Raw genomic sequence first — 23,514 nt, forward strand, 5'->3', positions numbered from 1 at the left:
TTCGACTCCGGCTAGACATGCCCTGTTCTCTTACCGCTTTTTGCTTCTTTGTTCTTTTAAAATCTGTCGGGTGCCGTAGTGAAGTGTTACTTCGTCCAACTGATTAAGGCGGGGCCAAACCCTGCCAATCACTTCACGATTTAGCCCCGGTAACAAAAGAGTGCCGTTGTTAAGTGTTACTTCGTTTCTCCAAAAATTCAGTCACTTTACGCTTATTGCCTCTTTTTATAAAAAAAATAAATTTTAGTTTAAACGCATGTATTTGCATACATAATAAAATTATGGAACGATTAATTACCGGAACCGATTTGTTAAACATAGGTTTTAAAGAAAATGCAGTTTTAGGGATGACACTTGATCTGGTGAACAGAAAATATGCTTCGCAGGATAAAGAAGAAGTATTGGTTTTACTGAAAAACCTGAATGATGCTCCCGAAAGTTTTCTTGAAGATGAAGCGTTAGGGAACCTGGCTCAGGCTATAATTGATGAAGCTAACAAGCCGAAAAATGAAGTGATTCCGCTGGTTGAAAACGCTAACGGATATACCATATACGGAGAGCAGAATATTGAAGAAGGCGCAAAAAACCAGATGAAGGTGGCTATGAAGCTTCCGGTAACGGTAGCAGGTTCATTAATGCCCGATGCGCATCAGGGTTACGGATTGCCGATTGGTGGTGTGCTGGCTGCAAAAAACGCCATTATTCCTTATGGAGTAGGTGTAGATATCGGGTGTAGAATGGCTTTGTCTATATATGATATTCCTGAAAGTTTCTTTATGGAGAATCAGGCAAAATTTAAAAGGGAGTTAATTGCCCAGTCTAAATTTGGTGCCGGACAGGGATTTAAGGGTAAGGAAAAAGCAAACCACGATGTGCTTGACCGTGATGAGTTCAATATAAATCCGTTATTAAAAAACTTAAAGGATAAAGCATGGTCGCAATTAGGTACATCGGGTGGAGGTAACCACTTTGTGGAATTCGGTATTATAGAATTTGAACATAGGGATGAGATGCTTAATATTGATAAGGGTAGATATCTTGCCCTGTTAACCCATTCGGGTTCGCGAGGATTGGGAGGTATTGTTGCGGGTCACTATACTAAGCTGGCAAAAAGTATCTGTAAACTGTCAAGAGAGGCAGAGAACTTAGCTTATCTTGATATGAACTCGCAGGAAGGTATGGAATACTGGATAGCCATGAACCTTGCCGGAGATTATGCATCGGCGTGTCATCAGGTTATACACGATAAAATGACGAGGGCTGTGGGAGGTAAAGTACTGGCTAAGGTAGAGAATCATCATAATTTTGCCTGGAAGGAAATTTTAAACGGTGAAGAGGTAATTGTACACCGTAAAGGAGCAACTCCTGCAGGGAAAGGTGTTATGGGTATTATACCGGGGAGTATGACCGCGCCCGGATTCCTTGTTAGAGGTAAAGGTGAGGAAAACGCGATTAATTCGGCCTCACACGGTGCCGGAAGGTTAATGAGCCGAACACAGGCCATTAAGAATATTACAAGAGATGATATGAGGCAGGTGCTTAAAGATCATGGTGTGACCCTTATCGGGGCTGGAAAAGATGAAGCGCCAATGGCTTATAAAGACATCAATACAGTGATGGCTTCTCAAAAAGACCTGGTGGATGTTGTGGCTAAGTTTACCCCGAAAATGGTAAGAATGGCAGACGACGGAAGTCGGGAAGATTAAACAATGCGGTGCTAAGGGAGACAGTTTTTTTCTGTCTCCCTTTTTTATTTGTCTTTGGTCATTAATTCAATTCCCTATCTTTGTGATATAAAACAAAAAACCGGTGAAAACTATTTTGACTATATTAGGTGTTTTGGTACTGTTGGTGCTTGGTACAAGTACGGTTACAGATCAAAAGCGTACAAATGATTTTCATCAGGAATTAGTTATGAAAGACAGTAGCGACTGGCAGGAAATAAATATGGATGCTAAAGGCATGGTCAATAAAATGGCTTATGCTGATACGGCTAACTTTATGAGGCAGAAAATTTATCCCTGTGCCAAATGTTTCCTTAGGCCGGAAGTTGCTCAGGCTTTAGAAAAAGCTAACACACTGGCTAACCAAAAAAATCTTAAATTGGTTATTTTTGACTGCTATCGTCCTTATGGGTATCAGCAAAAAATGTTTGAAATAGTAAACAATCCAAAATATGTAGCGCCTCCGGGTAAAGGTTCAAACCATAACAGGGGGGCTGCCGTAGATTTGTCTCTGGCAGATAATGAGGGGAATTTACTGGATATGGGGAATGAGTTTGATGATTTTTCGAGTCTTTCTCATTATATTTCCGATAAGATATCGGCGAAAGCCCAAAATAACCGCAAACAGCTGCGCGATATTATGAAGGAAGCGGGATTTACTCCCTATGATAATGAATGGTGGCATTTTGATTACAGAAAGAAACGATATGAAACTTCCGACTTTAGGTGGGAATGCGACGAAAAAACACAACAATAAATAAAAGAAATGGAACTAAAACTGAACAGGCCTATCTGTTTTTTTGATCTGGAAACAACAGGAACAGATATAACCAAAGACAGAATAGTTGAAATATCTATATTAAAGGTATTCCCAAACGGAAACAAGGAAAGTAAAACATGGCTGGTAAACCCTGAAAGACCTATCCCGCCACAGTCTACTGCTTTTCATGGTATAGATGATGCTAAGGTGGCAAACGAACCTACGTTTAAGGAACTTTCTCATCAGGTATATAATATGATTAAGGATTCTGATTTAGCAGGATACAATTCAGACCGATTTGATATTCCGTTACTGGCAGAAGAATTATTAAGGGCTGATGTTGACTTTGATATGAAAAACAGGGTAACGGTAGATGTGCAAACCATTTTCCATAAAAAAGAGGAACGTACCCTTAGTGCGGCTTTTAAATTTTACTGCGGACAAATACTTGAAAATGCCCACAGTGCCGAAGCCGATGTGAATGCAACATACGAGATACTTAAATCGCAATTGGACAGGTATGACGATTTAGAGAATGATATGAAATTACTTTCGGAATTTACCACACGTAAAAAAGCGGTCGATTTTGCCGGTTTTATAGCGCTTGATGATGACGGTAATGAGATATTTACCTTTGGCAAGCACAAGGGTGCAAAAGTGGAAGAAATACTGGAAAAAGAGCCGGGTTATTTCGGGTGGATACAAAATGCCGATTTTCCTTTGTACACAAAAAAAGTGCTTACGGCTATTAAATTGAGAAAATTAAACAATAAATTAGTATAAAATAATCCCCGTTTATATAACGTTACAAGAATGAAAATAATCTGCATTGGCAGGAATTATGCCCGCCATATAGAGGAGCTTGCAAACGAAAGGCCGGAAGAGCCGGTTATTTTTTTAAAGCCGGACACAGCGCCTGTTCTCAGAAAGTTTCCTTTTGTTATCCCTGAGTTTAGCAACGATGTGCATTATGAGGTGGAAATACTTGTAAAAATTAATAAGGTAGGTAAGTATATAGATGCTAAATTTGCCCACAAGTATTACAGCGAGATAGGGCTTGGTATAGATTTTACCGCCCGCGATTTGCAGTCCAAACTAAAGGAAAAAGGATTACCTTGGGAAAAAGCAAAAGGGTTTGACGGTTCGGCAGTAATAGGGGAAGAGTTTATTAATAAGTCGGAGTTTGCCTCGGTAGATGATATTAACTTTGAGCTTGTTAAAAACGGAGAAGTAGTGCAAAAGGGCAATACGCAAAACATGCTATGGAAAATAGATGGACTTATTGCTTATGTTTCTCAGTACTTTACGCTTAAAAAAGGAGATATTATATTTACAGGTACGCCCGAAGGAGTAGGTAAAGTAAATCCGGACGATGTGCTGGAAGGTTCGATTGAAGGAAAAAAAATATTCAGGATACAGGTAAAATAATGGCATTACACTATAATTTATCTAAAGTTTATGCAATTTCTGATAACGATGTGGAATTTGCAAAACAAATAATGGTACTTTTTACGGAAGAGGTTCCGCCAGAGGTGAAAAACATAAGACGCGGGCTTAAAGAAAAGGATTATGAAATGGTATACCATGCAGCACATAAAATAAAGCCAACGCTGGATATGCTGGGTATGGATCTGGCTTATGAAGACGTACTCTCTATAGAAACATGGAGCCGAAGCGAAGGAAAGAAAAAAGAAATTAAAGAGGTTTACAAAAGCCTCAAAGATAAAATAGAACACGCGCTTAAAGAGATAAAAAAAGATTACAGCCTTTAATAAAGTATGAAAGCAGCAGTTGTTACCGTAGGTGATGAGATTTTAATAGGACAGATAGTAGATACTAACTCAGCCTTTATAGCTAAATCGTTAGATAAGATTGGAATAGGAGTAATAGAGATGCTTTCCATAAGTGATGACCGCGAGCATATACTGGAAACGCTTACTTCACTCCAAAATCGCGTAGACCTTGTTATTATGACAGGGGGGCTTGGGCCTACAAAAGATGATATTACCAAAAAAACACTTTGCGAGTATTTTAATGACGAGCTGGTGGTTGATGAAGCTGTACTGGAACACGTAACAGAACTTATTGAAAAGGTAATGAAACGCCCGGCTTCACAAATGAATAAAGATCAGGCGTTGGTGCCATCAAGAGGTACGGTGCTGTTTAACAGGGTGGGTACTGCACCGGGTATATGGATGGAGAACCAAAATACGGTTTTTGTATCGCTTCCGGGAGTGCCTTATGAAATGAAATACCTAATGGATAATGAGGTTATCCTGAGGCTTATTTCAAAATTCAAACGTCCTTTTATAGTTCATAAAACCATACTTACATACGGGCAGGGTGAAAGTCTTATTGCTGAGCGTATAGAGGAGTGGGAAGACAATCTTCCGGAGTTTATTAAGTTGGCTTATCTGCCAAGTCCGGGCAGGGTAAGGTTGCGCCTAACCGCAAGGGGTATAGACGAAGATTTTTTACGCAAAAGTATTTTAGAAGAAGCCGAAAAGCTGAAAGCAATTATAGACGATATTATTGTTGGTTATGATGAAGATGAGACCCTTGAGGTGGTTTTAGCTAAACTTTTAACCGAAAAGAAGTTTACCATATCGGCAGCTGAAAGCTGTACCGGCGGAAGAATAGCACAAATGCTAACGACACAACCGGGGTCTTCGGCTTATTTTAAGGGTAGTGCGGTGGCTTATGCAACCGAAGCCAAAGTGAATATGCTGAAGATAGACCAGCAACTCATAGATATATTTAGTGTAGTTAGTGCTAAGGTAGCCGAAGCTATGGCATCGCAGGCAAAGAAAATTTTCGGTACTGATTATGCTGTTGCCACTACCGGAAATGCTGGGCCAACAAAAGGTGACTCTGATGCCGAAGTAGGTACTGTTTTTATAGGTATAGCTACTCCAAAAGGAGTTTATAGTGAGAAGTTTGACTTTGGTCAACCGCGTGAAAAGGTCATAGAACGTGCGGCAAACAAAGCTTTAGAAATTATTTATCAGGAAATTTTAAAAAACTGATTGATTATGTTTGTGTAATAGTTTTATTTTTTGTTACTTTGCACCCTGATTTTGAATAACGATATAAAAGCGATAAATAATGTCAAGAGTTTGTGCCCTTACTGGTAAAAAAGCGATGGTAGGAAATAACGTTTCCCACGCGATGAACAAGACTAAAAGAAAGTTTAGTGTAAACTTAGTGAAGAAGCGTTTTTATCTTCCTGAAGAGGACAGATGGATTACTCTTAGGGTGGCTGCTTCTACTATCAAGACGATTAATAAAAAAGGTTTAGCTGCAGTTCTTAAAGACGCTAAAGCTAATGGATTTATTAAATAATATCCTTACCTAATAAATATATAGCAAGATGGCAAAGAAAGGTAACAGAATACAGGTAATTTTAGAGTGTACTGAGCATAAGGCTTCAGGTGTACCGGGAACTTCTAGGTATATTACTACTAAAAATAAAAAGAATACTCCAGACAGACTAGAGATTAAAAAATTCAACCCTGTCCTTAAGAGAGTAACTGTACATAAAGAAATCAAATAATTATACGTCATGGCAAAGAAAACCGTAGCAACGTTACAAACATCTTCAAAAAGGCTTACTAAAGCTATAAAAATGGTAAAGTCTCCAAAATCAGGAGCTTATACATTTGTTGAGGCTGTTATGGCACCAGAACTTGTGGATGAATTTCTAAAGAAGAAATAATAATCCAATACATATATAGAAAAGCTACTTTCAGTAACGGGAGTAGCTTTTTTATTTTCTATATTTACCATCGGAAAAACGAGACTTAAAAGCATATGAACTTCTTTAAAAAAATATTTTCTTCTGAAAAGAAGGAGACTTTAGATAAAGGGCTTGAGAAAACAAAAACTTCTTTCTTCTCTAAGCTGTCAAAAGCTGTTGCAGGTAAATCTAAAGTTGATGATGAGGTACTTGATAATCTTGAGGAAATACTTGTATCGTCTGACGTTGGTGTAAATACTACCTTAAAAATAATAGAGCGTATTGAAGAGCGTGTGTCTAAAGATAAATATCTGGGTACAGATGAGCTTAACCAGATATTAAGGGAAGAGATTGCCGGATTATTATCTGAAACTAATACGGGAGAAGCTACCGATTTTGAAATTCCTGCTAATAAAAAGCCTTATGTGCTTATGGTGGTAGGAGTAAACGGTGTGGGTAAAACCACAACAATTGGTAAGCTGGCATATCAGTTTAAAAAAGCGGGACACAATGTAGTACTTGGTGCTGCCGATACCTTTAGGGCTGCTGCTATTGATCAGTTACAGGTTTGGGCAGACAGGGTAGGTGTTCCTATTGTAAAACAACAAATGGGAAGTGATCCTGCTTCTGTTGCTTTTGATACGTTACAGTCGGCTGTTACTCAAAATGCCGATGTTGTGATTATAGATACTGCGGGAAGGTTACATAATAAAGTAAACCTGATGAACGAACTTTCTAAAGTGAAAAGGGTAATGCAAAAGGTAGTGAGCGATGCTCCGCATGATGTGTTGCTTGTACTGGATGGTTCTACAGGGCAAAATGCCTTTGAACAGGCTAAGCAGTTTACGGCTGCTACCGAGGTTACTTCGCTTGCGGTTACTAAACTTGATGGTACTGCTAAGGGAGGTGTGGTAATTGGTATATCAGACCAGTTCCAAATACCTGTAAAATATATTGGTGTTGGTGAAGGGATAGAGGATTTACAGGTATTTAATAAATATGAATTTGTAGATTCATTCTTTAAATAAAAACCAAATAATCAATATTAACTAATTAATCACCTTACGAACAAATGAAATTTTACGTTCTTTTGGTAGCATTTTTCTTTGCTGCCATGGCTTGTTATGCTCAGGAAAATAAAGGCTACTACGTTACTAATGGCGACGTGAGAATTAACGGCTATTTTAAATCGGATGATTTTTCTAATCCAAAAGATATTGAATTTAGAAAAGATGATTCAGACTCTTTTGAAAAATTAGAGCTTCAAACCATAAAAGAATACGGTATTGATAATCGTAGCAGGGTGATTAAGAAAACACTTGAAGTGGATAGGTCACGATCTTCATCGGTGAAATTTTATTCTAATTTCAAAGATCCTGACTGGCAAAAAGCTACACTGTTTCTTAATGTGGTAGTGGATGGAGATGCTTCTCTGTATTCTGGTGTCTTTAACGGAGAAAATAAATTTTTTTACGAGATTAAGTCAAAACAAATACGACTTAATCAGTTAGTGTACAAAAAATATTTTTTTAACAATAACAATGTAAAAGAGAATATTACTTACAAACAGGATTTGTATAATAATGTTAAATGTGATGATTCTGATATTAATTATAATTCTTTAAGTTATACCGAAAGCTCGCTTAAAAAAGTATTTGTTGCCTATAATGAATGTTATAAAGGAGATTATGCGGTGTATGAAAATAAAGTGGCTTCAAAAATTGTACTCTCAGTTAGTGGTTATGCAGGTCCAACGCTTAATATGTTGTCTACTGAAACACAAGGAGGAAGTGCTGATGATAGTGGCTTTGGACTTAACATAGGTACTGAAGTTGTTGTTTTGACATCTTCGGGTAATTTAGGTGGTTTTTTAAGGCTTGAGTATGCAATGTTGGCATCTGAACTTGAAACAATTACACCTTCTGCAAGTACAGATAGGCTTGAAGAAGAGTCTAAACTTGACGTTAGTTATTTTAGTATTGTATTAGGCCCACGATATTATTTTAACGAAAAGAAAAGCAATAAAGGATTTTTTCTGGATGCAGGTTTTGGGATGGGTTTTGCTTCGGGAGAGTTAGTGAAAACCAGGTATGGAACAGCAGAGTATTTTGTAGGTTCTATAACAAAGTATGATTTAGCACATAATTTTTACCTGAGTGCTGGGTTTGGTTATGCTTTTTCAGATAAAATGGGGGTAGAAGTAAGATATGATACTCCAAGAGAAGTTGTAGATTATAATAGTAACTACAAGTTTAGTAAATTAGGAATGAATTTTAAATATAGATTCTTATAAAAAAAGAGCCGCTTAGTAAGCGGCTCTTTTTTTATTCAATCACATCGTTTATTTTTTGCCAAAGTTCGTTGTCAAATCCCGATAGTGCAAAGTTTTCACCATCGGCAGCATTACCCATTCTTATAACTACCATTTTTTTGGACGGGATTACATAAATCTTTTGATCATTTTTTCCAAGTGCCATGTACATATCGGCAGACCCCGACGGTATAACCGAACCGTTAAACTTAAACTGTGTTTGTGGCAGGTGATAGCTTTCCTTTCCGTTTAACCACCATAGGTATCCGTAGGCTTTGTTGATGTCCTGAGAAGTGTTTATGGCGTTGTTAAAATAACTGCTGTTTATAATTTGTGTTTCTTTCCATTTACCATTATTAAGTGCCAGTAGGCCAAAACGTGCCATACTGCGTGTAGTACTCCAATATACACTAAGGTCTTCTCCGCTTTCCAGCCATGCTCCTGTCATTCCTATTGGATTCCTTAGTTTGCTGTTAAAGTAAGTGCTCCAAGATTGTCCGGTAGCCTGTGCTACAACATCCTGTAGTTTTACATATACATTATGGTATGCCCAGCGGCTACCGGCATCTGCAATGTATTCAAGGTTTGCGGGAGAAACATCGTCACCTAAAGAGTCGTCTAACCCTGATGTCATGGTTAGTAAATGTTTGCAGGTAATAAGGTTTTCTTTTTCTAACGGTGCACTGGTCCATCCGGTACCTAAGTAGTCAGAAACTTTATTGTTAGTATTGATAAAACCTTCCTGTTCCACAATACCCGTTAGTGTTGCTGTAAGGGTTTTGCCGGCGCTGGCCCAATACCACGGAGTAGTTGCTGTGTGTCCGTTAAAATAGTTTTCCATTACAATACGCCCGTTAACAAGTATCATAAAAGATTTGGTGTTTTTGGTTTCTAAGTATTCCAGGAGTGGCGGAATATTACTTTCGTTCCACCCCAGTGTGGCGGGAGACTTGGTTTCCCAAGTATCGGTTCCGTTATCAGGGAAGTACATGGCTTCCTCTGTGGGAGGGTTAGTTGTTCCTCCCGATTCGGTTTTACTGTCGTCTGATGAGCTACAGGCGAAAACCAAAAAGGAACTTAATGCTATAAGTGATAATTTTTTCATACGGTTATAGTAACTGATGCTAAAGATATTAAATACTTGTTTTCGTTAAACTCGCGTTTTAAAATTTGCAGACATTTTTAAATGCTTAAATTTGCTTGTTCATAACTAAAAACTAATCATGAAAAAATTATACCTTTTTTTGTTTGTAGCGATTGCTGCTGTATCATGTTCGCAAAAAATTGAGAAAGCTGATTTAATAAAATTAAACGGTTACTGGGAAATTGAAGAAGTTGTAATGCCAGACGGGGAGAAGAAGGAATATAAAGTAAATTCAACTATTGACTTTTTTATGTTAAGCGGCGAGAAAGGTTTTCGTCAAAAAGTAATGCCGTTGCTTGAAGGAGGTTACAGGACTAATGGATTGCGAGAAAAAATGACTATTACAGAAGAAGAAAATAAAACTTATATTGCTTACAAAACTGAGCATGCTGAATGGAAGGAGCAGATACTTGAGTTGAACGAGGAGAAGCTTGTTGTTAAAAATGAGCAGGATATAGAATATCATTATAAAAGAGAGAAACCTTTTAGTAATAAGAAATAATGGCAAAACGATTAAACGATTACAGTTCTGTAAGCGATGTGCTGAAACAGTTTGTAGAGTCTAATAACCTGCAAAAAGGTATTGATAAGATAGATGTTAGGGATGCATGGAAAAACCTTATGGGTAATGGTGTAAATAACTATACCCGTGAGATAATGCTAAAGGGTACTACACTTTATGTAGAGCTTACATCGGCAGTGTTGAGGGAAGAGCTTAGCTATGGTAAGGAGAAAATCGTTAAGATGATTAATGAGGAAATGGGAAGGGAAGTAATTAAGGAAGTTATATTGAGATAAATAAAAAAGCCGCTTATAAAGCGGCTTTTTTTATATGTTGTCAGTTCAGGATATTTATTAGAACTGCTCTCTTCCTGCAAAGTGGAAGTTGCTCTCGATAGCAGCGTTTTCGTCGCTGTCTGAACCGTGAACTGCGTTTTCACCTACAGAAGTAGCATATTTTTTACGGATTGTACCTTCTGCAGCGTCAGCCGGGTTTGTAGCACCAATTAATGCTCTGAAATCTTCAACAGCATTGTCTTTCTCAAGGATCGCGGCTACGATTGGTCCTCTTGTCATGAATTCAACTAGCTCACCAAAGAAAGGTCTTTCTTTGTGTACTGCATAAAATGCCTGAGCATCAGCTAAAGTAAGTTGAGTTAATTTCAGAGAAACGATTCTGAAACCAGCTTCAGTTATCATAGATAAAATACCACCGATGTGTCCGTTTTCAACAGCATCCGGCTTAATCATTGTAAATGTCCTGTTAGTTGCCATAGTCTTTTTAAATTTTGTGCAAAAGTAGTAGTTTTTACATAAATAACTTTAATAAATTATTAATGTTTTTTACTTTTTTACAGCACAACGATATTAAAGTCGTGTTCCAGTGGTTTAAGGCTACTAAACAGTTTGTCAATAAGTTTACCATCGTACTCCAGGTAAAACTGTGAGAAGTTGGCTTTTCGTTCCTGCAGGCTCCTGCCGGGGAACAACTCATTTTGAATTTCGGTTATACGCTCCAGCTTATCGGCATGATTTTGTTTCTCTGCCCTGCGGAGTTTTTTTTCTAAATTATCCAGTCCTTTTAACTGCTTTGTTTCCTGTGCTTTTACGGCTCCGCCAAAAGTAGCGTCTGTTTTGGTAGCCATAGCATGGAGCTTGGCAAACTGTTGCTGTAAAAATTCTCTTTGCTCACTAAAGTCAAGGCTTAGTTCTGAAAATTCTACTGTTTTTTTATTTACTAGCTTATCCTGTTTCATAAACACATCGGCCCAGCTTAGGTTAAGCCTGTCCAGTTTTTCGGCTTGTTTTTCGGTGGCAATCAGTACCGAGTTACGCAATAACAGCATAGGGAAAGTAACTCCAGCCGACTCAAAGTAGGATTTAAGTTCCAGCCAGTAAGCCAGTTCTCCGCCTCCGCCTATGTAGCATAGGTTAGGCAGTATCACCTCTTCATAAAGCGGACGCATAATTACATTAGGACTAAACTTCTCAGGGTTAGTTTCCAATAGAGCCAGTATTTGTGCTTCGCTAAATTTAACCTCGGTATTGTTTACATAGTAAACGCCATCCTGTAAAATGATGCGCTCTCTTATGCTATCTTCTATATAAAACAGGTTTATTTCCCTTGGGTTTACCTGTATGTTATAATCTGTAAGGTTATCGGCTGTTTCGGCTACTTTAGTGTGCGATGTTTGGTTTAAAAGCTCTTCTTTAACATGAGGAGCAAACATCTTTTTCAGGTTAGCGTTGTCCCCGTCAATAATTACCAGTCCGTTTTTACCGAATATTTCATTTGCCAGATAACGGGTAGCGTCGGCAAGGTTGCTGTGTTTTATATAGGCTTCCCTAAAAAGTTCTTTTAGCCATGCAGCATTGTTTCCCGGACCAAGTTCTTTTTCAAAAACCTCTAAAACAGCTTTAAGCCCCAAGGTAGATAATCTCCCTACCGGACCCGTGCTTTCCCTGTTCCAGCTTATTTTTTTATCCTTAAAGTTAAAGTAGTTTATTTCGTCAAAATCATGATCCTCTGTAGCCATCCAGTATACCGGTACAAAGTTGTACTCAGGGTAGGTTTCGCTAAGCTGTTTGCTAAGGTTTATGGTGCTTACAATTTTGTATAGAAAGTAAAGCGGACCCGTAAACAGATTTAATTGGTGACCCGTGGTTATGGTAAAGGTGTTTTCCTGTTTTAGTAAATCAAGGTTATGTTTTGTGGCTTCGGTAGCATTGAAGCCTGTATATTGTTTTTCTAAAGCATTGATTAAAACACTGCGTGAATCACTACTGTAGTTTTGCTGTTTTTCCTGTATTTGCTGCTTAAAGTTTTGCAGGGTAGGGAAGCGGTTGTATAACGGCTTCAGGTTTTCTTTTTGGTTAAGGTAATCGGTAATAAGCGGGGTGAAATATCCTGAACTTTGGAAGCTAATACAGTCTGACGGCATTGTAGTAATTTATTTTCCTGTAAAGTTAGGGAAAAAAGGAATACAAACTGTATTATTGATTGTGCCAGTTTTGAGAGGAATAGAGGGATAATACTAAATGTTTTATTAGTTAACTTTTTTGAAATATTCTCCATTAAATTTATAGCTGTTAAAGCTGTTCGTTACATTACCATCATCATCAGTTTTGGCAAAACGGAGTATGAATTTTTTTGGATCAAAATCAATGAGTTCATCCGGTGCATTGGGATTATCAATAGTGCTGAGAAAATTATATTCAATGCCCGGAGTGTCTCCGTTTTCATCGGTTTCTATAAGTGACGGTATTTCAGTGAGACTGTCATTTTCTGTTGTAAAGAACAGTACAGTTGTGTAGCTGTATATACTGGAGAGTTTGGCGTAAATAACGGCTATGTATATAGTTTGCTGTTTGGTTTTAAACGAATGTATGGCATTACACCAGTATATAGCGTCTTCAGGTTCATTATCTTTTCCGGTAAGTTTTTCTGCTTTTACTCCATTTTTTGTTTGGTACTGAAATACGGTTTGAAAATCCCGCATAGTACCACCCATATTAGTATCCCAGCTGTAGGCTCTAAGCTTTTTGTCGGGTGAGGAAACTGTATGTATTATAGTGTCAAAATTATGATATAAAGTTTCCGGATTGTTATTTAATACTTTTAGCAGGTGTTTTTCAAACTGAATGTTTGCTGCTTCCAGCGAATCATATTTACTGTTTGCCGAAGCTTCATAATACCAGTAGTTAATCTGTTTTATGTCGGATTCTAATTGTTTATTAATCTCCTCTAGGCTTTGAGCCTGTAACGCAGAGTAAGACAGGAAGAATAAGATTGCCAGTAGTTGCCTCATGCTTAGATGTTACTTGTATAATTACATTACAATTTAATCTCAAATATTTTTTTGATGGCATTATAAAGAACATCCAGTGCAGCATTAGCCGCTTTTTGCGCTATGGCTTTAGATATTATGGCTATAGCATGCAGTTCGGCCTCAAAAACAAGTTTTTCATCTTCAAGCCTTGATTTGAGTTTTTCTATAGGGAGGTCGCCTGTAAGGGTAAGTTCAGCTAAAAGCTCCAGCCTTTCCTTACGTCGGTTTAAAAACTCATTAGCTACTGATTTTACTTCTTCCCAGTTATCGGTTACCGTATCTTTAACGGTGCCCAGCATTTGAGCCAATACTTCGTTGATATCAAATATAGGGTCGTTGGTTTGTAGGTTTGTCATTTTTATTCGGGTGGATTGTTTGCTATTTGTTTTCCTTTTTCTGCCGAGAGCATGGCGAAGAACAAGTCGTCAAAGGTTTTACGGTTCAGTTTGATTTCGCCGTCACTTAAATAGTCCTGTTCCTTATGTTCGGCTTTGTATTTCCTCCAAAGCTGCAAAGTGATTTCGCATATCCTGGCAGAGTGTTCGTTAACCGGCTTTACCTTGTTTTTGGTTAGTAAGGAATTCAACTCAACTTCAAAGTTAATGTACTGCTCCTGGAATGTTGCGTAAGCCCTTCCGTTTTCTTCTTCCGGTGTAACTTCAAGCATAATCAGGTAAAATCGGTCTATCTCTTTTGCGGTGGTTTCAATCTGTTGTACCATTCCGTCGTCATAGGGAGCTACAAGCTGTACTTTGCAGGAGATAAACGACAGACTTAATGCCAAAAGGATAAGCAACGACTGTATTTGGAGTCTGGATTGTAATAACATGGTTTTGATTTGCGGTTGGTTTAAGTAAATATACTTAAATTAGAGAGTGTAATAAAAATAAAAAACCAAAAATATCTCCTACTTTTGCAGGCTAAACCATTACTGTTTTGAGTACTAAAGTATTATTAATAACACCACCTTTTACCCAGCTTAATACGCCTTATCCGGCTACAGCATACCTTAAGGGATTCCTTAATACTAAAGGTATTAGCTGTGTTCAGGCCGATTTAGGTATTGAAGTGATATTAAAACTTTTCTCAAAACAGGGACTGTCAAATCTTTTTACCCGTATAGAGGAGGGGCTGGAAGCAGGGAGCCTGCAACCATCGGCCAATTCAGAACGTATTATTGCGCTTAAGGATGAATACCTTAAAACCATTGATGCGGTAATGCTGTTTTTGCAGGGTAAAAACCCTACACTTTCCCATCTTATATGTCAGGAAGATTTCCTGCCTGAGGCGTCGCGCTTTGCACAGCTTGAGGAGCTTGATTGGGCTTTTGGTAGTATGGGAACTCAGGATAAGGCCAAGCACCTTGCAACGCTTTATCTTGAAGATATATCTGACCTGATTGTAGACTGTATAGATTCTCATTTTGGGTTTAGCCGTTATGCAGAACGACTGGGGCGTTCGGCTAATTCGTTTGACGAACTTTACGAGAGCCTGCAACAGCCTTACACCTACATTGACGAACTGCTTATAGATTTACTGCACGAGCGTATGCGTGATACTAACCCTATGCTGGTTGGTTTTTCGGTGCCTTTTCCGGGTAATTTATACTCAGCTTTCAGGAGTGCGCAGTACATCAAAAAAATATTCCCTGATGCAAAGGTGAGTATGGGAGGTGGTTTCCCAAATACCGAACTCCGTTCGCTTACTGATGCCCGTGTAATGGAGTTTTTTGATTTTATTACTCTTGATGACGGGGAGGCTCCGGTGGAATGCCTTGTGGAGCATCTTGAAGGGAAAAGAGAGGTAAAACAACTGAAACGTACCTTTACTCTTATTGAAGGTAAGGTTGCTTATATAGATAATTCAGGATGTAGGGACTACAAGCAAAGCGAGGTAGGTACACCTGATTATTCTGATTTATTACTGGACGATTATATTTCGGTCATAGAGATTGTAAACCCTATGCACCGTATGTGGAGTGACGGCAGGTGGAATAAACTTACTATGGCACACGGCTGTTACTGGGGTAAATGTACTTTTTGTGACATATCGTTAGATTATATAAAGATATACGAACCCATTGCAGCAAAACTACTCGTAGACCGTATGGAAGAACTGGTAGAGCAAACTGGTCAAAACGGTTTTCATTTTGTAGATGAGGCTGCGCCGCCGGCATTAATGCGCGAACTGGCACTGGAAATTATACGTCGTAAACTGGCTGTTACCTGGTGGACCAACATCCGTTTTGAAAAAAGTTTTACGGCAGATTTATGCAGACTGTTAAAAGCATCGGGCTGTATAGCGGTTTCGGGCGGACTTGAAGTGGCTTCCGACAGGTTGCTGGAACTTATTCAAAAAGGGGTAACTGTAGCACAGGTGGCTAGAGTTACGCGTAACTTTACCGAAGCTGGTATTATGGTGCACGCTTACCTTATGTATGGTTTCCCTACGCAAACGGCTCAGGAAACTATCGATTCACTTGAAATGGTGAGACAGATGTTTGAGTTGGGTATATTACAGTCGGGCTTTTGGCATCAGTTTGCCATGACGGCTCATAGTCCTGTAGGGATGTATCCCGAAAAGTTTGGTGTGCTAAAGGAAACCGAAGCCATAGGGGCTTTTGCTAATAATGATATTGTGCATATTGATAAAACGGGAGCTAACCACGATAAGTTTAGTTACGGACTAAAAAAATCACTGTTCAATTTTATGCACGGCATTTGTTTTGACTATCCGTTACAGGATTGGTTTGAGTTTAAAGTGCCACGTACTAAGGTGAGTGATGATTATATATATAACGTACTTCATGAAGATGATACGTTTACCGTTAAACCTACTGCAAAAGTAGTATGGATAGGGGGTAAGCCTATAGTATCTTACTTTACCAAAAATAAAAAGGGGAGAACTTTTGAAACCGCTTCACTAACTTTTCATGATAAAAAGGAAAGTTACAGTATACAGGTAAACCGTGAGCAGGGAGAATGGCTGGTTAAATTGCTAAACCAAATTACTGCTAATCCTGAAAATAAGGTAATGGGTTTCCAGCAGGTAAAACAAAGTTATGAGGCTGAAGAAATGGATGATTTTGAACTGTTTTGGTATAGTAAACCCGTAAACACTTTACGTGAATACGGGCTTCTTATATTGTAAATTATAAATGAGTAATTATTTCTTATTACGCTCTTCTATAATTTTTTGATAGGCTGTTTTTTGTTCTTCAGAAAGTAGCGGAATAATCTCTTTATCAATTTCTTCGCTTATTACCCTGAATTTATCTGTTATAACATCTCTTGTGTCGGATTGATTTTGTGAAAGTGCCAAAATCTCATCTTTACGTTCGTCATAAACTGATTTAACTGCGGCTTTTTGGAAATCGTCCAGTTTAAGTTCCTTAGCTAAATAGTCAGACATTACTACCGATAGGTCTTTAGGTTTTTCGTCTTTATTTTTCCTGATGCTTTTTTTGCCTCTTTGGGTAGCTATCCTTCTGTCTACACCCGGGCTGTAGCCTGAACCATAATAAGGATCGTAGTAACTGCCGTAGCCATACTGTGCCATAGACTCATATCCTGACAAAAGAAGGAAGGCAAAAACCAAAAGCTTAAAATATTTCATAACTGTATTGCTTTTAAAGAAATTCAAACTTAATCATTTTTTAAACAAAAAAGCTAAAGTTCAACAACTTTAGCTTTTTAGGTATTATTCGGCAGTTGCATTTGCCGGAGCGCCATACAGGTCGAACTCTGTAGCGTCGGTAATTTTTATATCAACAAACTCTCCTGTTTTAAGGTAGGTAACGGTAGCATCAATAAGTACTTCGTTATCTACATCAGGGCTGTCAAACTCGGTTCTTCCAATAAAATAGTTTCCTTCCTTACGGTCAATAATACAACGGTATACCTGCCCGATTTTTTCCTGATTAAGTTCCCATGAAATTTGGGACTGTAACTCCATGATTTCATTAGCGCGCTGTTGTTTTACATCGGCAGGAACATCATCTTCAAGAAGGTAGGCATGGGTGTTTTCCTCGTGAGAGTAGGTGAAGCATCCTAAACGCTCAAAACGCATTTCTTCTACCCAGTTTTTAAGTATCTGGAAGTCCTCTTCGGTTTCTCCCGGATATCCTACAATAAGAGTAGTCCTGATAGCCATTCCCGGTACCATTTCCCTAAAGTCTCTAAGTAGCTTAGTAGTCTTCTCGTAGGTAGTACCACGGCGCATTGACTTTAATACATTGTCACTAATATGCTGAAGCGGAATGTCTATGTAGTTACATATTTTAGGTTCGCGTTTCATTAGCTCCAATACGTCCATAGGGAATCCGCTAGGGAAAGCATAGTGTAATCTAATCCATTCTATACCTTCAACCTTAGCAAGGTTTTCAAGTAATTCGGCAAGGTTACGTTTTTTATAAAGATCAAGACCGTAGTATGTAAGGTCCTGAGCGATAAGTATAAGTTCTTTAACTCCGTTTTTAGCTAAACCTTCGGCTTCTTTAACCAGTTTTTCAATAGGCTGGGAAACGTGTTTACCCCTCATTAAAGGGATGGCACAAAAACTGCACGGGCGGTCACAGCCTTCGGCAATTTTAAGGTAAGCGTAGTTTTTTGGAGTAGTGGTTAAGCGTTCCCCAAGAAGTTCGTGTTTATAATCGGCTCCTAATGCTTTAAGCAGTAATGGTAGTTCGGTTGTACCAAAATACTGGTCGATATTAGGGATTTCCTTCATCAAATCAGGCTTGTATCGTTCAGAAAGGCATCCTGTAACAAAAACCTTGTCTACAATTCCCTGTTCCTTTTTATCAGCATAATTAAGGATCATGTTAACCGATTCCTCTTTTGCATTATCAATAAAACCGCAGGTGTTTATTACAATGATGTTTCCTTCCTCTTCAGCCGGAGCTTCGTGGGTAACATCTTTGCCGCTTGCTTTAAGCTGCCCCATAAGCACTTCGCTGTCATAAACGTTTTTAGAACAGCCCAGGGTTATTACATTGATTTTATTTTTCTTTAACGATTTGGTTCTCATGTATTTGAAAATTGGAGTGCAAAATTACGCTTTTTATTGATAAACAGGAGTATATAGCGTTAAAATTTATGGGAGGGAGCAGTAATAAAAAAACCGCCCTTTATAAAAAGAGACGGTTTTTTCAGTATAAAGCAAGATGAAATTATAAGTCAAGCGTGTAAGACAGCGTTACGTTATTATTGCTACTGTTTATCCTTGCCGAATCGGTAAGACCTGCAGTTAGTAACGGTGCGTTTGATTTTCTTTCAAAATAAGAATAAGCAAGGTCAAGTCTTGAATTGTTAAAAGCAAAACCTAGACCTGTAGACCAGCCTGTAAGGTCGCCTACGGTATAGCCGTTTTTATACGGACTTTGCTCGTATCGGTAACCACCCCTTAGACTAACGAATTTAATGCGGTACTCAGCACCTACACGAAATTCGCTTGCCATGTCAAGGCTGTTTTCCAGTTCACTGTTTAGGGAGCCGTAACCACTACTGGTGTATTTTGTTTGGCTGTAATCTTTAAGAGAGTAGTCGAAACTTATTAACCCCGATCCGCCAAATATATAAGCTAAACTACCGGTGTATTTACCCGGGGTTTTTAATCCGTAATCGTCAAGAATAAATGTTATTCCGGGGTCGGTAACAATATTGCTGCCATTATTGCGGGCAATTATATTTTGAGTTATCTCGTCCTGTAATCTGTACCATGTTGGCGATTCGTAAGCTAAACCAAAGCGAAGTGATTCGGTAGCCTTAGCAATCGCACCTACGTTAAAAGAGAAGCCTCCGCCATAGGTGTATCGTCTGTTATTAAAACGAACAGCCTCAAGCCCTGTGGTAGGGTTGGCATAGTCTTCATACAGTGATGATGTTTTAATATAATCGGTAAAATGTGCGTTAAGGTTAGCGCCAAGGTAAAGCCAGTTTTGAATTTGCATTGCAAAGTTAAAGGCTACCTTGCCGTTATATCCTCTTGTAGAAATACTGTTTTCGTTGTAGTAAGGTCCTGCCGGTACATTACTGGAATAGGTAGTATTGTCTGGCGATGAGGTGTCCGGGTTAAACATATAAGCATTATACCCTAAAAAAGCCTGTTGGTCTATAAAGCTTAAATCTTCATAGTATGAATTGTTTAGGGTGCTCAAATAAATTCCGCCTTCATTGCCAATACCGTTAGCGTAACGTAAAAAGTACTGGTCTATAGAGTTGTTTGGATTGTATCCGGCAGAAAAGAAACTGTTATCCAGATTATCGGTATTCTCGTAGTTAAATGCTATGGCAAACTTTTTAACTGTAGCATTCTCTTTAGTGTTGTTGTATACAAAAACAGCTCCCAGTTGGTTTAATTCCAGTGAGCTGTCGTTATCTTTAGTTCCTGTTCCAAAGTAATCAGATTTGTTCCTGATGTTGTAATTGGTAAGCGATATGGTAGCTGTGTTGTAATTGAAAACAGCCGAACCTGCAGGGTTTACATTAATTGCAGACATGTCTCCGCCCAGTGCTCCAAATGCACCACTCATTGCTCTGAAACGTGCTGTACCGTTAAGATTTCCGGTGGCATATCTTACAGCATCTTCGGGAGTATTAAGGTTTTGTTGCGCATGTAGTGCTGCTGCTGTTAGCGAAAAAGCAGCTATAAATAAATATCTTTTCATAGTCTAGTGGTTTTTTTAAGCCCCGCGTTACCACGGGGCTATGTATTGTGTAGTAATTAGCCTCTTCTTCCGCCGCCGCCGGATCTTCCACCTCCGCCACCGGATCTTCCGCCGCCAAATCCGCCACCAGAACTTCTGGAAGGCGATGGGCTGTATGATCTGCTAGGTGAGCTTGATCTTGTAGAAGGAGTATAACTTCTTGTACTTCTTGTATTTGTAGAGTTTGTAGAAGGAGAGTAGTTCCTTGTGCTTCTTGTTCTTGAAGAGTTGTTGTAGTAAGAGCTTCTGTCGGAAGCATTTCCTCTGCTTCTTACTGTAGCGCTGTTTCTTGATTGTGTTGTGCCTCTTCCAGGGGTATAGTTGCGTCCTGAAACATTATTTCTTCCAGATACATTGCTTCTTCCGGCTACGTTACTTCTTCCGCTGTATGGGCTTCTTCCTGCAATTCCGCTTCTGTTACCACCATATGAAGCATTAGATCTGCCTCTGTTATTATAGTAACCATTGTGATTGTAGTAATATGAGTGTCCGTAAGGGTAGTAATACCAGTTGTTGTAGCCATAGCCTCCCCATCCGTAGTATGGAGAACCCCAGCCCCAGCCACCGCCGTAGTACGGGTATCCCCATCCGCCGCCGTAACCCCAGCCCCATCCAAGGCCAACGTTCCAACCGCCCCAGGAGTTCCATCCAAGGCCTATGCTCCAGCCCGGTCCACCCCATCCGCCATAACCCCACCAAGGGTTATACCAGTTGTTGTAGTAGCCGCCATATCCGCCACCATAATAGTTAACGGTTACATCGCTAGGGTTTTCACCCCATCCGGCATAAGAGTTTCCGTTGTAATTGCTGTTGTAATTTGTAACACTAACAACAGAATCGTTATCATAATAAGCATCATTTTGCTCATCGTATATAGGGAATTCGTCTTCAAGAGAACTGAAATATCCCTGATAATTCATATTTTGACCAGAAACTTCGCCGTCCCTGTACTGTTGTACGTTGCCGTCGTTGTATGTGTATACAGGATTATTATTGCTGTCTCTGGGTACAGATCCGTAAATGCCGTCGTTGTATGATGAGTTGTTCTGGTAAGAACTGCACGACGATGCAGTTATCGCCAGAAGTCCCAATACAGAGTATAAGGAGATTTGACGTAATGTAAAGTAGTTAGTTTTCATAACGCTGCATTTTTTTTTATTGTTGGACTACACAAAAATAGTTAGTTTTGCCAAACATAATTAGTAATACATTTATAAAAACAATATTTGTGCCAATTTATTAGAAATGAGTAAGAATTTAACTAAACGGTCAGAAGATTATTCCAAATGGTATAATGAACTGGTTGTAAAAGCAGACCTTGCTGAGAATTCAGGGGTTAGGGGATGTATGGTGATCAAACCATACGGCTATGCAATTTGGGAAAAAATGCAGGCAGAATTAGATAAGAAGTTCAAAGAAACCGGACATCAAAACGCTTATTTCCCCTTATTTATACCCAAGTCTTACTTTAGTAAGGAGGCAAGCCACGTAGATGGGTTTGCTAAAGAATGTGCAGTGGTTACTCATTACAGGCTGAAAACCGGTGAAGACGGAAAAACAATAGAAGTAGATCCTGATGCTAAGCTGGAAGAAGAGCTTATTGTAAGACCTACCTCTGAAACCATTATATGGGATACCTACAGGAAATGGGTACAATCGTACCGTGACCTGCCTATACTTGTTAACCAGTGGGCTAACGTAGTGCGCTGGGAAATGAGAACACGTTTGTTTTTAAGAACTGCAGAGTTTTTATGGCAGGAAGGGCACACCGCTCATGCTACAAAAGCGGAGGCAATAGCTGAGGCAGAACAAATGATGAACGTGTATGCTGATTTTGCCGAGAACTTCATGGCGATACCGGTAGTAAAAGGGGTTAAAACTGCTAACGAGCGTTTTGCCGGGGCAGAAGAGACTTACTGTATCGAAGCGCTTATGCAGGATGGTAAAGCATTACAGGCAGGTACTTCGCACTTCCTTGGTCAAAACTTTGCTAAGGCTTTTGATGTGAAATTTGCCAATCAGGAAGGGAAGCAGGATTATGTTTGGGCTACATCATGGGGGGTATCTACCCGTTTAATGGGAGCGCTTGTAATGACGCATAGTGATGATAACGGACTTGTGTTGCCGCCTAATCTTGCGCCTATACAGGTTGTAATCGTACCGATACATAAAACAGACGAGCAGCTTGCCGAAATTAGTGAGGAGGTAAATACACTTGTTACTAAACTAAGAAAGTTAAATATATCTGTTAAGTTTGACGACAGGACCACGCACAAGCCGGGATGGAAGTTTAACGAGTATGAGCTTAAGGGCGTACCTGTAAGAATCGCTATGGGGCCAAAAGATCTTGAGAACGGAACTTTTGAGGTTGCCCGTCGTGATACCCTTACCAAAGAGGTGGTTGCTAAGGACGATATCGTAAATTACATACAGGACCTGCTGGAAAAAATCCAGTCTGAACTGTTTAATAAGGCTCTTGATTACAGAAATTCGCATATTACCGAAGTAAATTCTTTTGAAGAATTTAAAGATATTTTAGACAATAAAGGCGGTTTTGTAGCGGCTCATTGGGACGGTACAAGTGAGACTGAAGAGAAGATAAAAGATCTTACTAAGGCTACAATCAGATGTATAGCTCTAGACAGGGTAGAAGAGGAAGGTAAATGTGTACTTACAGGCGCGCCATCAAAGGGACGAGTGCTGTTTGCTAAGGCCTATTAAAAAAAAATAAAAAATTTTGTTTCAGCTATTGCGTAAATGAAAAATAGTTGTACATTTGCAACCGCAATAACGAAACAAAACGGTCCGTTCGTCTAGGGGTTAGGACGCCAGGTTTTCATCCTGGTAACAGGGGTTCGATTCCCCTACGGACTACAAAATTGAAGTTCTAAATTTATTTACTGAGAATAATCCAAAAAAAAGGACTTCAGAGTAACAAACAATGGTCCGTTCGTCTAGGGGTTAGGACGCCAGGTTTTCATCCTGGTAACAGGGGTTCGATTCCCCTACGGACTACAAATTTTATATAACAAGATATTTAAGTTAACAAAATGGCAAATCACAAGTCAGCTTTAAAAAGAATCAGAAGCAACGAAAAGAAAAGAGTGTTGAACAAGTATCAGCACAAAACTACTCGTAATGCTATTAAAGCAATACGTATAGCTACAGATAAGAATGAAGCTTCAGGAAAATTATCTACTGTTATTTCAATGATTGATAAATTAGCTAAGAAAAATATCATCCACGCTAACAAGGCTTCAAACTTAAAGTCAAAACTAACTAGACACGTAGCAGCTCTTTAAT

Annotated in this window: 26 protein-coding genes and 2 tRNA genes; 18 read left to right on the forward strand and 10 right to left on the reverse strand. The window is 39.0% G+C overall.

Annotation, left to right across the window (positions count from 1 at the left end; genetic code table 11):
* Positions 1-281 precede the first annotated feature (281 nt).
* The 11 genes from Q763_RS06585 to Q763_RS06630 all read left to right on the forward strand — a co-directional run bounded on the left by Q763_RS06585 (position 282) and on the right by Q763_RS06630 (position 8,513).
* Positions 282-1,706, forward strand: coding sequence for an RtcB family protein (locus Q763_RS06585; protein ID WP_035132439.1), 1,425 nt, complete (start codon positions 282-284; stop codon positions 1,704-1,706).
* Positions 1,707-1,809: 103 nt separating this feature from the next.
* Positions 1,810-2,481 carry a M15 family metallopeptidase gene (locus Q763_RS06590; RefSeq protein ID WP_157499357.1) on the forward strand — a complete coding sequence of 224 codons (672 nt, stop codon included), beginning with the start codon at positions 1,810-1,812 and terminating at the stop codon, positions 2,479-2,481.
* Positions 2,482-2,490: 9 nt separating this feature from the next.
* Positions 2,491-3,267: a 3'-5' exonuclease gene (locus Q763_RS06595; RefSeq protein ID WP_035132441.1), complete on the forward strand. Its 777-nt coding sequence runs from the start codon at positions 2,491-2,493 to the stop codon at positions 3,265-3,267.
* A 30-nt stretch (positions 3,268-3,297) separates the two neighbouring features.
* The gene (locus Q763_RS06600; protein WP_035132443.1) at positions 3,298-3,912 is read left to right on the forward strand and encodes a fumarylacetoacetate hydrolase family protein; all 615 of its coding nucleotides are present in this window, start codon (positions 3,298-3,300) and stop codon (positions 3,910-3,912) included.
* Positions 3,912-4,256: an Hpt domain-containing protein gene (locus Q763_RS06605; RefSeq protein WP_035132445.1), complete on the forward strand. Its 345-nt coding sequence runs from the start codon at positions 3,912-3,914 to the stop codon at positions 4,254-4,256. The genes Q763_RS06600 and Q763_RS06605 overlap by 1 nt, the downstream gene beginning before the upstream one ends.
* 6 nt (positions 4,257-4,262) lie before the next feature.
* On the forward strand, positions 4,263-5,510 hold the full coding sequence (locus Q763_RS06610) for a competence/damage-inducible protein A (protein WP_035132447.1): 1,248 nt from the start codon (positions 4,263-4,265) through the stop codon (positions 5,508-5,510).
* Positions 5,511-5,589: 79 nt separating this feature from the next.
* Positions 5,590-5,826: a 50S ribosomal protein L28 gene (gene rpmB / locus Q763_RS06615; RefSeq protein ID WP_035132449.1), complete on the forward strand. Its 237-nt coding sequence runs from the start codon at positions 5,590-5,592 to the stop codon at positions 5,824-5,826.
* 28 nt (positions 5,827-5,854) lie between these two features.
* Complete coding sequence (rpmG, locus tag Q763_RS06620; protein WP_035132451.1) at positions 5,855-6,037, forward strand: 50S ribosomal protein L33; 183 nt, start codon at positions 5,855-5,857, stop codon at positions 6,035-6,037.
* 9 nt (positions 6,038-6,046) lie between these two features.
* A complete protein-coding gene (locus tag Q763_RS17695; protein WP_084596023.1) occupies positions 6,047-6,199 on the forward strand; it encodes a DUF4295 domain-containing protein in 153 nt (50 codons plus the stop codon).
* Between the two features lie 95 nt (positions 6,200-6,294).
* Positions 6,295-7,248 carry a signal recognition particle-docking protein FtsY gene (ftsY, locus tag Q763_RS06625; protein ID WP_035132453.1) on the forward strand — a complete coding sequence of 318 codons (954 nt, stop codon included), beginning with the start codon at positions 6,295-6,297 and terminating at the stop codon, positions 7,246-7,248.
* Between the two features lie 44 nt (positions 7,249-7,292).
* Positions 7,293-8,513 (forward strand): outer membrane beta-barrel protein, encoded by a 1,221-nt coding sequence (locus tag Q763_RS06630; RefSeq protein WP_035132455.1) that lies wholly within the window; start codon positions 7,293-7,295, stop codon positions 8,511-8,513.
* A 31-nt stretch (positions 8,514-8,544) separates the two neighbouring features.
* Here the strand turns inward: Q763_RS06630 and Q763_RS06635 are convergent, their stop codons facing one another.
* The gene (locus tag Q763_RS06635) at positions 8,545-9,636 is read right to left on the reverse strand and encodes a serine hydrolase domain-containing protein (protein ID WP_035132457.1); all 1,092 of its coding nucleotides are present in this window, start codon (positions 9,634-9,636) and stop codon (positions 8,545-8,547) included.
* A gap of 118 nt (positions 9,637-9,754) precedes the next feature.
* Between Q763_RS06635 and Q763_RS06640 the strand changes: the two genes are divergently transcribed.
* Together Q763_RS06640 and Q763_RS06645 are read left to right on the forward strand one after the other, a co-directional pair.
* The gene (locus tag Q763_RS06640; RefSeq protein ID WP_035132460.1) at positions 9,755-10,177 is read left to right on the forward strand and encodes a hypothetical protein; all 423 of its coding nucleotides are present in this window, start codon (positions 9,755-9,757) and stop codon (positions 10,175-10,177) included.
* A complete protein-coding gene (locus tag Q763_RS06645; protein ID WP_035132462.1) occupies positions 10,177-10,473 on the forward strand; it encodes a DUF721 domain-containing protein in 297 nt (98 codons plus the stop codon). The genes Q763_RS06640 and Q763_RS06645 overlap by 1 nt, the downstream gene beginning before the upstream one ends.
* A 57-nt stretch (positions 10,474-10,530) precedes the next feature.
* Here the strand turns inward: Q763_RS06645 and Q763_RS06650 are convergent, their stop codons facing one another.
* From Q763_RS06650 to Q763_RS06670, 5 genes are all read right to left on the reverse strand, one after another.
* On the reverse strand, positions 10,531-10,950 hold the full coding sequence (locus Q763_RS06650) for a nucleoside-diphosphate kinase (protein WP_035132464.1): 420 nt from the start codon (positions 10,948-10,950) through the stop codon (positions 10,531-10,533).
* Positions 10,951-11,027: 77 nt separating this feature from the next.
* On the reverse strand, positions 11,028-12,617 hold the full coding sequence (gene bshC, locus Q763_RS06655) for a bacillithiol biosynthesis cysteine-adding enzyme BshC (protein ID WP_035132466.1): 1,590 nt from the start codon (positions 12,615-12,617) through the stop codon (positions 11,028-11,030).
* 105 nt (positions 12,618-12,722) lie between these two features.
* On the reverse strand, positions 12,723-13,484 hold the full coding sequence (locus tag Q763_RS06660) for a hypothetical protein (RefSeq protein WP_035132468.1): 762 nt from the start codon (positions 13,482-13,484) through the stop codon (positions 12,723-12,725).
* Between the two features lie 26 nt (positions 13,485-13,510).
* Positions 13,511-13,861, reverse strand: a complete 351-nt coding sequence (locus tag Q763_RS06665) for a hypothetical protein (RefSeq protein WP_035132470.1) — start codon at positions 13,859-13,861, stop codon at positions 13,511-13,513.
* A gap of 2 nt (positions 13,862-13,863) precedes the next feature.
* Positions 13,864-14,334, reverse strand: coding sequence for a hypothetical protein (locus Q763_RS06670; protein ID WP_035132472.1), 471 nt, complete (start codon positions 14,332-14,334; stop codon positions 13,864-13,866).
* A 107-nt stretch (positions 14,335-14,441) separates the two neighbouring features.
* Here Q763_RS06670 and Q763_RS06675 point away from each other — a divergent pair, with 107 nt between their 5' ends.
* A complete protein-coding gene (locus Q763_RS06675; protein ID WP_035132474.1) occupies positions 14,442-16,655 on the forward strand; it encodes a B12-binding domain-containing radical SAM protein in 2,214 nt (737 codons plus the stop codon).
* Positions 16,656-16,670: 15 nt separating this feature from the next.
* Here the strand turns inward: Q763_RS06675 and Q763_RS06680 are convergent, their stop codons facing one another.
* From Q763_RS06680 to Q763_RS17415, 4 genes are all read right to left on the reverse strand, one after another.
* Entirely contained in the window at positions 16,671-17,120 is a 450-nt protein-coding gene (locus tag Q763_RS06680; RefSeq protein ID WP_157499359.1) for a hypothetical protein, read from the reverse strand.
* An 84-nt stretch (positions 17,121-17,204) separates the two neighbouring features.
* A complete protein-coding gene (gene rimO, locus Q763_RS06685) occupies positions 17,205-18,533 on the reverse strand; it encodes a 30S ribosomal protein S12 methylthiotransferase RimO (RefSeq protein ID WP_035132479.1) in 1,329 nt (442 codons plus the stop codon).
* 142 nt (positions 18,534-18,675) lie between these two features.
* Positions 18,676-20,172, reverse strand: coding sequence for an OmpP1/FadL family transporter (locus Q763_RS06690; protein WP_035132481.1), 1,497 nt, complete (start codon positions 20,170-20,172; stop codon positions 18,676-18,678).
* Between the two features lie 56 nt (positions 20,173-20,228).
* Entirely contained in the window at positions 20,229-21,350 is a 1,122-nt protein-coding gene (locus tag Q763_RS17415) for a hypothetical protein (protein WP_052123271.1), read from the reverse strand.
* A 106-nt stretch (positions 21,351-21,456) separates the two neighbouring features.
* Between Q763_RS17415 and proS the strand changes: the two genes are divergently transcribed.
* The 4 genes from proS to rpsT all read left to right on the forward strand — a co-directional run bounded on the left by proS (position 21,457) and on the right by rpsT (position 23,513).
* Positions 21,457-22,932: a proline--tRNA ligase gene (proS, locus tag Q763_RS06700; protein WP_035132482.1), complete on the forward strand. Its 1,476-nt coding sequence runs from the start codon at positions 21,457-21,459 to the stop codon at positions 22,930-22,932.
* An 81-nt stretch (positions 22,933-23,013) separates the two neighbouring features.
* Positions 23,014-23,085: transfer RNA gene (locus Q763_RS06705), tRNA-Glu, on the forward strand.
* Between the two features lie 69 nt (positions 23,086-23,154).
* Positions 23,155-23,226, forward strand: a tRNA-Glu gene (locus tag Q763_RS06710).
* Positions 23,227-23,261: 35 nt separating this feature from the next.
* Positions 23,262-23,513: a 30S ribosomal protein S20 gene (gene rpsT, locus Q763_RS06715; protein WP_035132483.1), complete on the forward strand. Its 252-nt coding sequence runs from the start codon at positions 23,262-23,264 to the stop codon at positions 23,511-23,513.
* Position 23,514: the final 1 nt, after the last annotated feature.

This window comes from Flavobacterium beibuense F44-8 (assembly GCF_000769915.1).
Classification (GTDB): Bacteria; Bacteroidota; Bacteroidia; order Flavobacteriales; family Flavobacteriaceae; genus Flavobacterium; species Flavobacterium beibuense.